The organism is Rhodobacteraceae bacterium Araon29, assembly GCA_039640505.1.
Classification (GTDB): domain Bacteria; phylum Pseudomonadota; class Alphaproteobacteria; order Rhodobacterales; family Rhodobacteraceae; genus CABZJG01.
On the sequence record CP046865.1, the window covers coordinates 2338825 to 2352349 of the forward strand.

The 13525-nt window shown below is 49.3% G+C and carries 11 protein-coding genes and 1 tRNA gene; 1 reads left to right on the forward strand and 11 read right to left on the reverse strand.

Features of this window, described 5'->3' with window-relative positions; genetic code table 11:
• Positions 1–108: 108 nt before the first annotated feature.
• From GN278_11320 to GN278_11350, 7 genes are all read right to left on the reverse strand, one after another.
• Positions 109–918, reverse strand: coding sequence for a hypothetical protein (locus GN278_11320; protein XAT61282.1), 810 nt, complete (start codon positions 916–918; stop codon positions 109–111).
• 248 nt (positions 919–1166) lie between these two features.
• A tRNA-Ser gene (locus GN278_11325) sits at positions 1167–1256 on the reverse strand.
• A 67-nt stretch (positions 1257–1323) separates the two neighbouring features.
• Positions 1324–2043, reverse strand: coding sequence for an alanyl-tRNA editing protein (locus GN278_11330; GenBank protein ID XAT61283.1), 720 nt, complete (start codon positions 2041–2043; stop codon positions 1324–1326).
• 84 nt (positions 2044–2127) lie between these two features.
• Positions 2128–3162: a cysteine synthase A gene (locus tag GN278_11335; GenBank protein ID XAT61284.1), complete on the reverse strand. Its 1035-nt coding sequence runs from the start codon at positions 3160–3162 to the stop codon at positions 2128–2130.
• A gap of 163 nt (positions 3163–3325) precedes the next feature.
• On the reverse strand, positions 3326–4546 hold the full coding sequence (locus GN278_11340) for a methyltransferase domain-containing protein (protein ID XAT61285.1): 1221 nt from the start codon (positions 4544–4546) through the stop codon (positions 3326–3328).
• A 12-nt stretch (positions 4547–4558) separates the two neighbouring features.
• Positions 4559–5980: a deoxyribodipyrimidine photo-lyase gene (locus GN278_11345; GenBank protein XAT61286.1), complete on the reverse strand. Its 1422-nt coding sequence runs from the start codon at positions 5978–5980 to the stop codon at positions 4559–4561.
• 51 nt (positions 5981–6031) lie between these two features.
• A complete protein-coding gene (locus tag GN278_11350) occupies positions 6032–7255 on the reverse strand; it encodes an aminotransferase class V-fold PLP-dependent enzyme (GenBank protein ID XAT61287.1) in 1224 nt (407 codons plus the stop codon).
• A 481-nt stretch (positions 7256–7736) separates the two neighbouring features.
• Here GN278_11350 and GN278_11355 point away from each other — a divergent pair, with 481 nt between their 5' ends.
• Positions 7737–9572 carry a BCCT family transporter gene (locus tag GN278_11355; protein ID XAT61288.1) on the forward strand — a complete coding sequence of 612 codons (1836 nt, stop codon included), beginning with the start codon at positions 7737–7739 and terminating at the stop codon, positions 9570–9572.
• 116 nt (positions 9573–9688) lie between these two features.
• Here the strand turns inward: GN278_11355 and ccrA are convergent, their stop codons facing one another.
• The 4 genes from ccrA to GN278_11375 are packed head-to-tail and all read right to left on the reverse strand — an operon-like array spanning position 9689 to position 13481.
• The gene (gene ccrA / locus GN278_11360; GenBank protein ID XAT61289.1) at positions 9689–10930 is read right to left on the reverse strand and encodes a crotonyl-CoA carboxylase/reductase; all 1242 of its coding nucleotides are present in this window, start codon (positions 10928–10930) and stop codon (positions 9689–9691) included.
• A 16-nt stretch (positions 10931–10946) separates the two neighbouring features.
• Positions 10947–12047: a dimethylsulfoniopropionate demethylase gene (locus tag GN278_11365; GenBank protein ID XAT61290.1), complete on the reverse strand. Its 1101-nt coding sequence runs from the start codon at positions 12045–12047 to the stop codon at positions 10947–10949.
• Positions 12048–12731 (reverse strand): DUF1326 domain-containing protein, encoded by a 684-nt coding sequence (locus GN278_11370; GenBank protein XAT61291.1) that lies wholly within the window; start codon positions 12729–12731, stop codon positions 12048–12050.
• Positions 12732–12743: 12 nt separating this feature from the next.
• Positions 12744–13481 carry a DUF2182 domain-containing protein gene (locus tag GN278_11375; GenBank protein XAT62641.1) on the reverse strand — a complete coding sequence of 246 codons (738 nt, stop codon included), beginning with the start codon at positions 13479–13481 and terminating at the stop codon, positions 12744–12746.
• Between the last annotated feature and the right edge of the window lie 44 nt (positions 13482–13525).

A 13525-nucleotide genomic window follows, 5' to 3' on the forward strand; every position in this document is an offset into this window, starting at 1 on the left:
GCGCGTCTTTAAAACGTTATTACAAGAATTGGCGAGCCATAGCCCGCCAACAGAGCGCGCTTATCCGGCACTCGCAAAAGAAAGTCAAGGACTTTAACAGATAACAGGTCACAAATCCCGCGCTTCTAATGCCGACGCAAGTAGTTTGCCCAATTGCCCTGCGCTATCAGTTGCAACCGCATTGAAACTTTCAAATAATGCGTGGTTCAATGCCTTGCCAATAGATGAATTTTGAAACGCCAGATAATCTGATAGCTCTGCGTCGCTGAGCGGCCGGTAAGCCATATAGACATAGCCCAAAACCCATTTGTCTATTTCAGCGCGCAGACTATCTTTATCCCGCGCAATAAGTTCAATGATTTGATCCTGATTTATGCCCAGTTCATCGGCCTCAGCCAAGCCAGATAAAAATGCAAAACGCGCCGCAAAAGCTCCGGACAGGTTATATTCTGTCAACCCCATTTCCTCAGCAGCGCTTTGCAATATCTCTGCACGTTCATCTTTTGCTTGCAGCGCGTCCTGCGCAATAGAAATCGCCATTTCTTCAACTGCATCATTCGAAATTGCAACGCGGCCCGTGGTTTCAAGTTGGCCCACGAGCACCCCAAGTGGAGTGCGATAAAAATCCAACGCAAGCTCGGCATCAGCTTTAGCTAAGGCAGCCCTTAACCCTTTAAGCAGCTGTCTCTTAATTGAAGCCTCTGCATAAAGCGCATCAACAGCGCTATCAAAATTATTTCTAACGCTGTTTTTAAGATACATTTCAGCGGTCGTTTCGGCTTCTTCCAATCCCTCTTGGCGCATGACCGCCACAACCTCATCCATATGCAGCGCTGCATAAAGCTCTTGGTAGATGTCCGCATAAACAGGCCGCGTAACAAACAAAACAGTTGCAGTAATGAGAGCAAAAATGCGCATTGCGATATCCTAACTAATTTATTTCTAAGCTAGAATAATTTTACCCATCTTCAACAGAAAAATAGAGAAGGAAATTGGGGCCAGACATCGTCAGCGATATTTGAACGATTACCGAAATCAAAACACGCAAAGCATCAAAAAATCTCTGCTGTCTCATGTCCACTCCCTGGTGGTTATGATGAGCCAGAAACCCTCTCTTAGCAATTTACGCTATTTTGGACCCATAAGCGCTGATCCCAGACAGCATATGGCGGACAGACAGGGATTCGAACCCTGGAGACGGTCTCCCGCCTACACACTTTCCAGGCGTGCGCCTTCGACCACTCGGCCACCTGTCCACTAGCCTGCCTTTTAGCTGTTACGGCAGGCTAAAAGCAAGGCATCTTCGTTGAATAACTTAAAAAATTATGCATCGAAATGCAAATGCACCCGCCGGTTTAGCTGACCCTTTTTTTCAACTTTGCCAATTCTAACCCGCCCTATTTCACTTGTGCGGGCCACATGGGTGCCGCCGCAGGGTTGCAAATCAACGCTGCTCTCATTTGTGCCAATCCGGATCAACCGGATTTTTCCGGCGCCGCGGGGTGGGGCCACTGACATGGTTTTGACCAAGGACGGGTTTTCATCCAGCTCGCGCTCGGTGATCCATTCTTCTGTGATCTCCAAATCCCGGGCGATCAGCGCATTCAGTGCCTCTGTCAAAGCGTCTTTGTCTTCTAGCGCTTGTGGCATGTTAAAATCCAAACGGCCTTTGACTGCCGTAATCGCCCCGCCGGTCACCGGCAAGGGAATGACAACCGACAAAAGATGCAGCGCCGTGTGCATCCGCATATGATTGTAGCGCTGATCCCAATCCAGAACCTGCAAAACCTCTTGTCCTACTTTTGGCAGAACACTGCCTTCGGCGGGCAGGCAAATGATCTGATCTGCCTCACCTTTTACGGTCGTTGAAATCACTGTTTCCTGACCGTTCCAGCGTAAGACACCGCCATCGCCAGGTTGCCCGCCCGAGGTGGCATAAAAGAGACTTTGGTTTAAAACTATGCCGCCCTCTTGGGTTACATCAACAACCTTCGCTGGTGCTTCACGCAGAAAACTGTCTTGCAGAAATTGCTTTTCGGTCATGTTAAGTCCTTTCTTGGAATTCTGTCCACGCAGATATCAAACGCCTTGGAAGACAAGCACCCCAAGGCTGGCCTGGGATGAAGATCACATCTCCTCAAAAACGCCCGGAATAGACTGGGGCGCCATGCTTAACCAAGGCGGCAAGGGTAACTCTTTGCTTTTTAGAAAATCAGGGTTGAAGAGTTTGGAATGATAGCGCGTTCCATAGTCGCATAAAATCGTCACAATCGTATGCCCCGGCCCCAATTCTCGCGCCATTTTAATCGCGCCGGCCACATTTACACCCGAGCTTGCCCCAAGACAAAGGCCTTCGTTTTGCAGCAAATCAAACACAATGGGCAGGGCTTCATGATCGGTGACCTGATAGCATAGATCAGGGGTAAACCCTTCTAGATTTTTGGTAATGCGCCCCTGCCCGATACCTTCGGAAATTGAGTTGCCCTCAGACTTTAAAACGCCCTCGGTGTAAAACGAATAAAGCGCCGCGCCCATGGGGTCAGCCAGACCGATTTTGACGCCTTTTGGCCGCAGGGCCTGTGAAATACCGCCCAGTGTGCCGCCAGATCCAACCGCACATATAAATCCGTCAACTTTGCCACCTGTTTGGTGCCAAATTTCCGGACCGGTTGTTTCAACATGCGCTTGACGGTTGGCCACATTATCGAACTGATTGGCCCAAACGGCTCCATTTTCCTGTGTCTTCACCAGCTCGTCCGCAAGGCGCCCAGAATACCGCACATAGTTATTTGGATTTTTGTAGGGGGCAGCAGGCACTTGAACCAATTCGGCGCCAGCAAGCCGCAGCATGTCTTTTTTCTCTTGGCTTTGGGTTTCAGGGATTACAATGACGGTTTTGTAGCCCAGTGACGCTCCCACAAGCGCCAGACCAATTCCGGTATTTCCCGCAGTACCTTCCACGATGGTTCCACCCGGCTGCAGCAATCCTTTTTCAATTGCATCACGAATGATGAACAATGCGGCTCGGTCTTTGACCGATTGACCGGGGTTCATAAATTCGGCCTTGCCCAAGATCGTGCAGCCAGTTTCTTCGCTTGCGCGCCGAAGTTTAATCAGTGGCGTGTTTCCCACCATACGAGCAAGGTCACTTGCATAGTCCATTAGGGCAGTCCTTTATTTCACATCTGACAGCCACATGTAGGCAGATTACCGCATGAACTCAAGCCAATGCTCGCAGCGTTATTGCATCGCCGCAGATATCGTATTTTAGCGGCACTTTAAGCAGGCAGGTTTTAGATGCGCACGCAGCGCGTCTCGCCCTTGGCTAAGTTTTTGAACCACCTGAATTGGCAATGGTTATCTGCGTGACATCACAATTACCGCTTTCAAAAGTTGCAGCACAGGACGTGAGATAAAAATTCCACATACGGCGAAACCTATCATCAAACCCCAAAGCCGCCGCCTGATCCCATTTGGCGTTAAAAACATCGTGCCAGCGCCGCAATGTTTGCGAGTAGCTTAGGCCAAACTCTTTGGACTTAACCACCGACAATCCTGCATTTTGAACTTCCGCTTTCAGCGCATTCGGACTGGGCAGCATACCACCGGGGAAAATATACTTCTGAATGAAGTCAACACCGCGCTGGTAAACCTCCCAGCGGGCATCTTGTACCGTAATGATTTGCAAGGTTGCCTGCCGGCCCGGATGAAGGCAATTTTTTATCGTCTCGAAATACGCCGGCCAGTATTTTTGCCCAACCGCTTCAAACATTTCGATACTGGCGATCCCATCATAGCGGCCTTTTTCATCACGGTAATCTTGAAGTTTTATATTAACTCTATCCTGTAGGCCTTTGCTTTCGATTCTTTTCTTAGAGTAATCAAGCTGTTCCTTGCTGATTGTTAGGCCAGTGACCTTCAATCCTCTTTCTTTCGCAGCATATTCGGCAAAACCGCCCCAGCCACAGCCTATTTCCAAGACATGATCGCCTTCTTTGACACCCATTTGATCCACCATTGAGGCGTATTTCGCAATTTGTGCGGCCTCAAGGCTTTCCTGACCTGTCGTAAAAAGCGCCGAGGAATATGTCATCGTATCGTCAAGCCACAATCCGTAAAAATCATTGCCAAGGTCATAGTGGTGGCTGATGTTTTTGCGAGCTTGTCTTTTCGAATTACTCTGCAGCCAAAAGCGGATTTTTTCAAAAACCCGTACCAAGCCCATTCCGGGAAAGCCGTCGTACAGTTCCTCATTTTCCGCATGGACCCAATCCATGAAGGATTGCAGATCTGGGGTGCTCCACCAATTATCAAGATAGGCGTCTGAGAACCCAAGATCACCTTCGCGGATGAGACGGGCAAAGATCTCGGGGTTATGGATATCAACTTGAGCAACGGGCCCGGAGTTTTTACCACTGGCGCGAAAAACCCGCCCGTCAGGCAAAACAAAATCCAATCTCCCCGTATTCATAGCGTCCGCCATCTCAAAGACTTGGCTAAAATACCGAGGCAGATTCTTTTGATTTTTTGTCGATGTTAAGTGCATAAACCTTTACCTTTAGAAACAACGGTTTTCATAAGCATTCAAAGCCCTTTGGCGGCCTTGGGAGAGAGTGACGACAGGGTCAGGATAAACCAAGTCTGGTTTTAATTTCCAGCCTTTTGGTATAGCATCAAAGTAACTCGTTGCTGTTATGGTTGGATCATTTGCAATTTCTGCAATCCAACGCTCTTGATAGACGCCGTCAGGGTCAAATTTACCCAGTTGGGTATCAGGATTAAAAATTCGAAAATAGGGCGCAGCATCCGGGCCGGAACCGGCTGCCCATTGCCACCCCATTGCATTGCTTGCGCAGTCCCAGTCTATGAGGCATTCCTCAAACCACTTTTGCCCAATGCGCCAGTGACACATTAGATGCTTGGTTAAATATGAGGCAACAATCATCCGGCCGCGATTGTGCATCCTGCCGGTGACATACATCTCACGCATGGCGGCATCTACGAAACGCACGCCGGTACGCCCTTGTTTCCACGCTTGTACCTTGGGATCATCTTCATCACATGACCATGGGAATTTATCCCAATCCGGCTTCCAGTTCGAATGGGCAATGTGCGGCGTATGGTACAAGAGATGATAGGCAAAGTCGCGCCAGACCAACTGCCGCAAAAACGCCTCAGCCCCTGCATTTCCATCAAAATGAGCACGCAGTGCCGCATGCCAGCACTGCCGCGGGCTTATTTCCCCAAGTGCAAGGTTTTCCGCAATCCCAGATGTGCCATGCACCGAGGGTATATCCCGGCGCTGGGAATAAAACGCCACATCATTTTGTAGAAAATCCGCCAATCTGGACCTGGCTTCTGTTTCACCAAGTTGCACGTATGCGCGCGTGACATCTACACCGCGCCCCATGCTTTTCGCCATCTGCCAATCGCTTAGCTTATCTGATCTTGGCCATTCAGAGGGCGCGTTAAATGTAGTCACTTTGGGCAAAGGCGCAGTAACATCACGATTTTTAACTGCGTTCCAATACGGAGTGAAAACCCTGTAATAGCCACCAGTTTTTGTTTCAACGCTCATTGGCTCAAACAAAACAGCCCCGCCAAAGCTATCGACCTTGATACCGCGCTGCTTTAAAGTCTTTTTAAGGGCGCTGTCCCGGATCATAGCTTTGGTTTCGTACATCCGGTTCCACACTAGATGATCCGCCCCAGTTTCATTGATCAAGGCCTCTAACACCTGATGCGGCTCACCAGAGCGGAAGATTAAAGTGGCGCCAACCTTTTCAAGCACTGCTGAAAAGTGTTCAAGCCCAAGCCCCAGTCGCCACTTTGGCGCTGCACCAAGCTCTTGTTGCAATTGATCATTTATGACAACAGGGATCACCGGCTTACCGGATTGGACAGCCGCAGTCAGGGCTGGATTGTCGGAAAGGCGCAAATCACGCCTTACCCAATAAATTACCGCTGACTGATGGCGCATACTCGACCCCGTTCCGTTTAAGATTAATACGGATATGCAAGCACTATTGGATCAAATAATATCGTCTAAAGCGTTCAATAATTTATCTATTTCCGCTTGCTCGGTGTAATGCACAAAACTCATTCTTAAAACGCCTTGGTCTGGATTTACTCCCATCCCTTCAAGGGCGCGCACCGCATAAAAGTTATCACCGCCAGCCATAATGCCGTAGTCTGATAATTTCTGCGCCACTTCACGTGCTGGTTTTCCTAGATCAACAGCAACGGTCGGAGCGCGATGTTCCGCTTGATCCGGACCTAGCAGTCGCGCCGAATTTTTCTGCCGTAAATAATTTAGAACAGGCTGCAAAAGTATCTTTTCTTGATCACGCATCAGCGTATGAACAGCTTCACCGCGGTCAGCAGGTGACGCTTGACCATCAAAATGATGATCATAAAGCGCGTCAAAATAATCCGCCATACCCGCACTGGCGGCAATTTGCGCATGATCCGGACCGGCCGGTGTAAAACGTTTATAGAGCGAGCCTTCATTGAAATAATGCCCTTGATTGGGCAGGGTTTCCCCCAATGCGCGCCGGATCACCATAATCCCTTGATGCGGCCCATAGGTTTTATAGGACGAGAATAGATAAATATCTGCGCCCATCTGCGCAACATTTGGCAAACCATGCGGCGCATAGCTCACCCCATCGACGCAGACAAAAGCCCCCGATGCGTGCGCCATAGCGCATATGTCCGCTACCTGATTGATTTCGCCAACCACGTTCGAGCAATGCGGGAAACACACCAAACGGACTTTGTCGTCCAAAAGCGCCGCCAGATCCTGAGGATCAAGATGACCGGTTTCTGGATTTATGCGCCATTCACGGACTTCAATGCCGCGATCGGCCAGGCGTCGCCAAGGACCGGTGTTGGCTTCATGATCTTGGTTGGTGACAACAACTGCCTCGCCTGCCTGCATCCATTGACCAAAAGCTTGTGCAAGAACATAGGTGTTTTGTGTGGTTGACGGCCCGAAACTTAATTCATCCGTTTCAACCCCCATGAGCGCCGCAAGACGCGTGCGCGCTTCATCCATTTCAGCCCCGCCCAATTGAGCTGGTTCATAGGGACCATAGGGTTGAACTTTGCGCTGCGTGTAAAACCGATAAAGCCGGTCAATCACCTGACGGCAGGTATAAGATCCGCCTGCATTTTCAAAAAACGCCAACCCTTCCAGTTTGCTTTGCTCAAAAGCCGGAAAATTACTGCGTACGAAATCAATGTCCAAACCCATTTCCGGAAGCTCTCTGTTGTTGGTATAAACTGACTTTCAAGACATAGACGGACAGTTTTGGAAAGGCCATAAACAATTTATTCCCCCAAAACTTTTTGCCATGTCAATGTCGTTTTTTAATCCAAAAGGGTAGTTTTGGCGATCTCAAAGGTTATAATTCTGGTTAAAACTTGGGCATAGTCTTTATGGCACCATCGAAAGGACACGGTCGCTACAGAGAAAATTACACAACTCAACGGTAAAAAAATATAAACAGCTAAGGGAAAAAAACTGCAGACTAAAAGACTAATTTTTATTGGATCTGTATTTTCAAGGTTACCATTAAGACCTGAAATTTAAAATCACGCCGTCTTAACCTCCTGCAGAATTTATTATCAAAGCCCCTTAAACCAAAAACCAATAAATAGTCGGTGAATATTCCTGCGATGTTTGCCAATCGGGCAAAAACTTATCCAAAATTACGAACCTTAGGGAGTAAAATATGTCATTAAAACCACCATTTACAGAGTTGGAGATCACGAAGGAACCGTCCGGTTTTTATAAAGGGACTAGTTTACCAATTGCATTGATCAGCAAGATAAGCATGACGGCTCTTGTTCTATGGGCGCTGATTGCTCCGGGCAATGCCAGCAACGCTTTATCTGCGATCAACGGAACTTTGTTAAATAGCTTTAATTCTTTTTATATTGTCGCAGTTGGCCTTTTTGCATTTTTTCTGTTCCTCTTAGCAATTTTACCAGCCACTGGCACCAAACGTTTGGGCGGACCAGACGTTAAGCCGGAATTTTCCAATTTTTCTTGGTTTTCCATGATGTTCGGCGCCGGATTAGGTGTTGGATTGATGGTATTTGCAACCGCCGAGCCATTAGGTTTATGGGGATCTAATCCAGTGGTGCTAAGCGGCTCTGTGGCCCCATACACTCAAGAAGCAGTTCAATCTGCCTACCGCTATACCTTTTTGCACTATGGCTTTCATGCGTGGTCAATCTATGTGCTCACGGGGCTGTCTTTGGCCTATTACGCCTATACCCGCGATATGCCTTTAACCATTCGCTCTGCTTTAACACCTTTGCTGGGCAAAGCTGCAAATGGGATAATTGGCCATCTGGTAGATGTTTTGGGCGTTATCGCCACGATACTGGGTGTGTCGGTCACCATCGGTTTCGGGGTCAGCCAATTTGTTGACGGCGTTTATTCTGTTACGGGTGTTGGATGGTTGATGAATGGCGATGCAGAGGCTCCTCAACCGAGCACCGTTGGACTAATCGCGGCGCTCATCATCATCATGGGCTTATCAATTTTATCAGCTGTGTCAGGTGTAGGGCGCGGTATTAAGTACCTATCAAACCTTAACCTCGTTTTATCGATAATTTTGCTTTTGACCTTTGTGATTTTTGGCTCTTTCTTTTTTGCCATGACTACATTTGCCTCTGGGCTGTTTGATTATATCTTGAATTTTGTTCAGATGTCGTTTGGCGCTTATAGCCCTCAATCACCTGCAGCTTTCGCTGAAACACTACCAGAAGCCATCAAAGCTTTGCCCCAAGAGGACATAGCAGCTGTGTACGGCGGCGCAACAAATGCATGGGGGTCTTTGGCCGGCTTTGCAGCCAACCTTCCAGAAGCAGTCACAAGCGCTGAGGGCTTTGACGCCTCGGCCCTCTATGCGGCCGGCGAACAGGGGCGACAGTTTGGCTGGCAGTCAGGATGGACAACATTCTACTGGGCTTGGTGGATCGCCTTTTCACCTTTTGTGGGTTTGTTTTTGGCGCGAATTTCCAAAGGACGCACGATAAGGGAATTTATTCTAGGATGCGTGATTGCTCCGGCAATCGTCTGTTTCTTATGGATGACAATTCTTGGTGCAACATCAATCGACCTAGAACTAAATGGCGATGTAAATGGGGCTCTTATTGGCGCCAGCAATACAGCAAAACTATTTGTCACACTTGGTTACATGATATCTGGTGGTTTCCTATCTGCGATTACCGTCATGTGTGTAGTGCTAATAATGACCTTTCTTGTAACCTCGGCGGACTCTGGCATTCTAGTCATGAATACAATCATGTCAGGCGGTGAGCAAAAAACCGGCATCAAGCACCGCATTATCTGGGGCCTGATACTGACCGCAGTCATCGGCGTTCTGATCATTGCCGGCACGAGCGGGGCTCAGGCGGATCCATTTAGCACTCTGCAAGATGCTATGATCATTGGTGCATTGCCATTTACCTTTATCATGGTCCTGATGATGATTTCACTTGGAAAAGCGCTTTATCGCGACAACCTGCGGGAAAAATCAAAAGCTTCTGAAGCCTAATTTATCACAATCGGGCAGCTAAATTCTCTGGCCCACACTTGAAGGCTTAAATTAAAAAACGCCCCTTTGATAAAAACAAGGGGGCGTTTTAAATGCTAAACAATAATAGATCAGGCTTAAGAAGCGCCCTGCCCGGTTTCCGTGGCGTTTACCAAACAGGCCATATTGCCATACGGGTGCTTGTTTTCATACATCAACTGATGGGCATGGCCGATTTCATCGAAGCTATAGGTTTCCGACAAACAGGGATCAACCTTGCCGTCCAACAAAAGCTCATTCACGGCCTCGGATTGCTCATCATTGGCCAAATGTGATCCTTGAAAACGCTTTTGCATCATCCAGTGATAGCGCAAATCCATCGTGATATTATAGCCGGTTGTCCCCGCACAGATGACCACCATGCCGCCTGTGTCACAAATAAATCCCGAGGTCGCAAGCGTGGCTTCGCCAGGGTGCTCAAAAACAATTTTGGGGTTTTTACGCTCGCCAAGAATATCCCAGATTGCTTTGCCAAAGGCGCGCGCACCTTTGATAAAGCCGCCATATTCCGGGGATGTTGTATCGGGCATCGGCCCCCAGTGATCGAACTCATTGCGGTTGATAACCCCAACAGCACCTTTGTCCATGCAGAACTGCCGCTTGTCTTCGTCAGAGATGACAGCAATCGCTTTGCCGCCCAGCGCCGAGACAATTTGCAAGGCCATCGCCCCAAGACCGCCAGCTGCACCCCACACCAGCACAACGTCATCCTTTTCAACTGTATGCGGCGACCAGCCCATCAACTGACGATAGGCTGTTGACGCGCACAGCATGTAACAGCCAGCTTCTTCCCAAGATAAGTGCTTTGGCTTTTTCTTAATCTGATGCGATTGCGCTTTGGCGAACTGACAATAAGAGCCGTAATTGGTTTGATACCCCCAAATGCGAACGCTGGGCGCCAGCATCGGATCTTTACCGGAAAGAACCCATGCATCATCTGGTTCCCACCAACCAGAGTGGACCACCACCTCATCGCCAATTTTTACATCGGAAACGTCATCACCAACGGCCCAGACAATGCCCGAAGCATCCGATCCGCCCGCATGAAAATCCTCTGGCTCACCCTTTTTCTGGCGATCTTTTATGACATCCACAGGATAGCCAAGTGCGGCCCATACATTGTTGTAGTTAACCCCTGTTGCCATCACATATACAAGCACATCCTTAGGACCAATTTTGGGTGTGTCGATCACTTCGCGCTGCCAGGCATCAATCGGATCACCGAACCGATCTTGCCGTACCAAAAAGGCGTGCATTTTTTCGGGGACTTCCCCGAGCGGCGGCATTTCACCGAGGTCATAAAGCTGTTTCGTTGTCATTTTTCTCTCCTTCGACTTAAATCCAGAATTTCTCTTGTACCGTGGCTGCGCGCACTTCAGGCCCAATATCTACGTTCAAAACAGTGCCGGGCTCCCAATAACCGCGGTCAATCATGCCTATAGAGACATTGGTATTGAAATCAGGGGACCACACGGCCGATGCAATCAAACCAACTTTCTTGTTGTCGGCATAAACATCCCAGCCCACGGCATTATGTGGCAAATCACCCGCCCCATCGATGGCAATAGGCCGTAGAATTTGGTTTGGGCCCTGCGCCTTTTGTGCCTCAATAATCGATTTGCCGATGTAATCCTCGGGCGAATTGCAAAACCGTGCTAATCCTGCCTCAATAGGCGTGTTTTCACGGCGCATATCGGACCCGTAGCTTAAAAGACCGCCCTCGATCCGTTCGATTAAATTTGGGCATCCTGCCCGCACATTCAGGTCTTCACCCGCATCAAACAATCGGTTCCAAAGCGGCATTCCGTACTCGGTCCCATCGACATAAATCTCAAACCCGCCCTGTTTCGACCACCCTGAGCGCGCGACCAAAAATTCGGTGTCTTCAAATGCAAGGCGTTTATAGCGGAAAAACTTAATGTCCCGAACAACCTCGCCAAAAACACGCGCCATAAGTTCATCTGCCTTTGGACCTTGGATTGCGAGAGGTGATACATCCGGTTCAACGACCTCGACATCAAGCCCTTGGCCTACAGCAAGCCCAAGTGCCCATTGCAAAAGATCACCGTCCGCAATGGACATCCAATAGTGATCTTCGGCGACCTTGATCAGGACGGGATCATTTAGCATCCCCCCTTTATGGTCACAGATAGGCGCATAATAGCATTGGTCATCTGCCATTTTGTCCATATCGCGCGGGCTCATTTGCCGCATCAGTTTAAGCGCGTCTGGGCCTTTGACGCTTACCTGTCTCTCAACAGACACGTCCCAGACCTGCACATGCTCTTTAAGGTGCCGGTAATCTGCCTCATAACTTTCAAAATAACTCGGCAGCAGCATATGATTATAGACTGTATAGGCTTTCGCCCCTGCGGCCTGAACACCAGGCGTGAAGGGCGTACCGCGCACACGGCGTGAGGGAACCACCCCAGCCATTTAGTTCGGACCGTGCCAGTCGATCTGGCAAATTTCTGCCGATCTTCCATCAAAATCCCAAACCCTGCCAAAGGCGCGTACCCGGCCTTTGGTTGCGGTGCCTACGGTGATATCGGGGCCCATCCAATATTCGGTATTGGTGACGACAATATCTTCGCCTTTGTGACCGGGCACAGGGACAATTTCACCCTGAATTTTTTTACCAACCATCAACCGCCTGGCGTTGCCCTCGGTTGTAAATTCAACAGGCGCCCGTTCTGCGCCCAAAAACTCTCCGACCAAAACCTTGAAAAGACCTGTTGTTCCACGGGCTTGGCCAGTGAAAATCTTAAGCAGACCATCATAGGCCTCATGGCTGGCGCGCTCATCGATATAAGCGGCGGCTTTCCAGTTTCCACGCGCCATCAAGCCGGGGATTTCCAAAACCAGTCCAACATTAAGACCGCTCAAATCTTCATCACCATAATGGCCTTCATCCACCCGGATACCAGCCCATGCCTGACAATATCCTTCAGTGGGGGCGTGTTTACCCAATGACACAACGCAGGGGCAAAAAATTGTGCAGTTGCAATTTAGGATCAGCTCCCCTTTGATTGCCCAAGGCGTCAGCCCCGGGTCGGTCTTTTTTGCTGACGGATGGCGGCTGTCAATTTTAGCCGGCACTTCAAGACGATCACTTGCCATCTATTTTCTCCCTTAGATGAACGCGCTAAACGCAAGACTGGCTGCACTTAGCAGCAATATAATGCCCAAAGGTCGGGTGATATAACGACCGATCTCTGGCAGTTTTTCCAAAATCATAATCACAGTGGCCAAACCCATAAAGGCCAAATTCATCACACCGCCGGCAAAGGCCAGCAACATGAGCGCCCAGCAGCAGCCCAAACACACCAGCCCAAGCCGTAGTCCGTTACGCCACGGGCCCTCTTCGAAGTGACCCATAAAAAAGGTCAGAGGCTGGCGGCACTTGCTTAAGCAGGCGTCTTTTACGGGTGAAAACTGATAGGCACCCGCGAGCCCAAGCAACGCGGCGGAAAATAGCGCGGATTGACTATCGCCAACAGCATTTAGCAGGCCCACATTAAACAGCCACATTTGCAAAAGAGCTGCCACAGCCGAGTACCCCACCCAAACGGCAACATAGCCTGCCACAAGCGCGGCAAAATTGGTTTGGGTTTGACGCCCAATATCTTCATAGGTGGCAAAAGCAGGCAAAGCGGTTGGTGCCATCATCGCGCCAGACATCAGCATCCACATGGCAAACACACGCGCCAAACCGGCCGCATCTGGGGTCACGATGCATAAAGAAGCCCAGAAGTCCGCACCGTAAACCCGCGCTGCTATGCGCAAATCTGATGGGACCGACATGGCAAATAGCATAAGCCATGCTGCGAGGATGAGTGCAAACAGCACAATCCAATGCAAAGCTCCCATTGCGCGTATCCGGTCTGACACCATTGGCATTTTCCTAGAATCAA

Bases quoted from the DNA above. Each gene is read 5' to 3' on its own strand.
- GN278_11330 (XAT61283.1), bottom strand. From the start codon at position 2,043: ATGACCGAAAAGCAATTTCTGCAAGACAGTTTTCTGCGTGAAGCACCA.
- GN278_11375 (XAT62641.1), bottom strand. From the start codon at position 13,481: ATGGGAGCTTTGCATTGGATTGTGCTGTTTGCACTCATCCTCGCAGCA.
- GN278_11355 (XAT61288.1), top strand. From the start codon at position 7,737: ATGTCATTAAAACCACCATTTACAGAGTTGGAGATCACGAAGGAACCG.
- GN278_11350 (XAT61287.1), bottom strand. From the start codon at position 7,255: ATGGGTTTGGACATTGATTTCGTACGCAGTAATTTTCCGGCTTTTGAG.
- GN278_11335 (XAT61284.1), bottom strand. From the start codon at position 3,162: ATGGACTATGCAAGTGACCTTGCTCGTATGGTGGGAAACACGCCACTG.
- ccrA (XAT61289.1), bottom strand. From the start codon at position 10,930: ATGACAACGAAACAGCTTTATGACCTCGGTGAAATGCCGCCGCTCGGG.
- GN278_11370 (XAT61291.1), bottom strand. From the start codon at position 12,731: ATGGCAAGTGATCGTCTTGAAGTGCCGGCTAAAATTGACAGCCGCCAT.
- GN278_11365 (XAT61290.1), bottom strand. From the start codon at position 12,047: ATGGCTGGGGTGGTTCCCTCACGCCGTGTGCGCGGTACGCCCTTCACG.
- GN278_11320 (XAT61282.1), bottom strand. From the start codon at position 918: ATGCGCATTTTTGCTCTCATTACTGCAACTGTTTTGTTTGTTACGCGG.
- GN278_11340 (XAT61285.1), bottom strand. From the start codon at position 4,546: ATGCACTTAACATCGACAAAAAATCAAAAGAATCTGCCTCGGTATTTT.
- GN278_11345 (XAT61286.1), bottom strand. From the start codon at position 5,980: ATGCGCCATCAGTCAGCGGTAATTTATTGGGTAAGGCGTGATTTGCGC.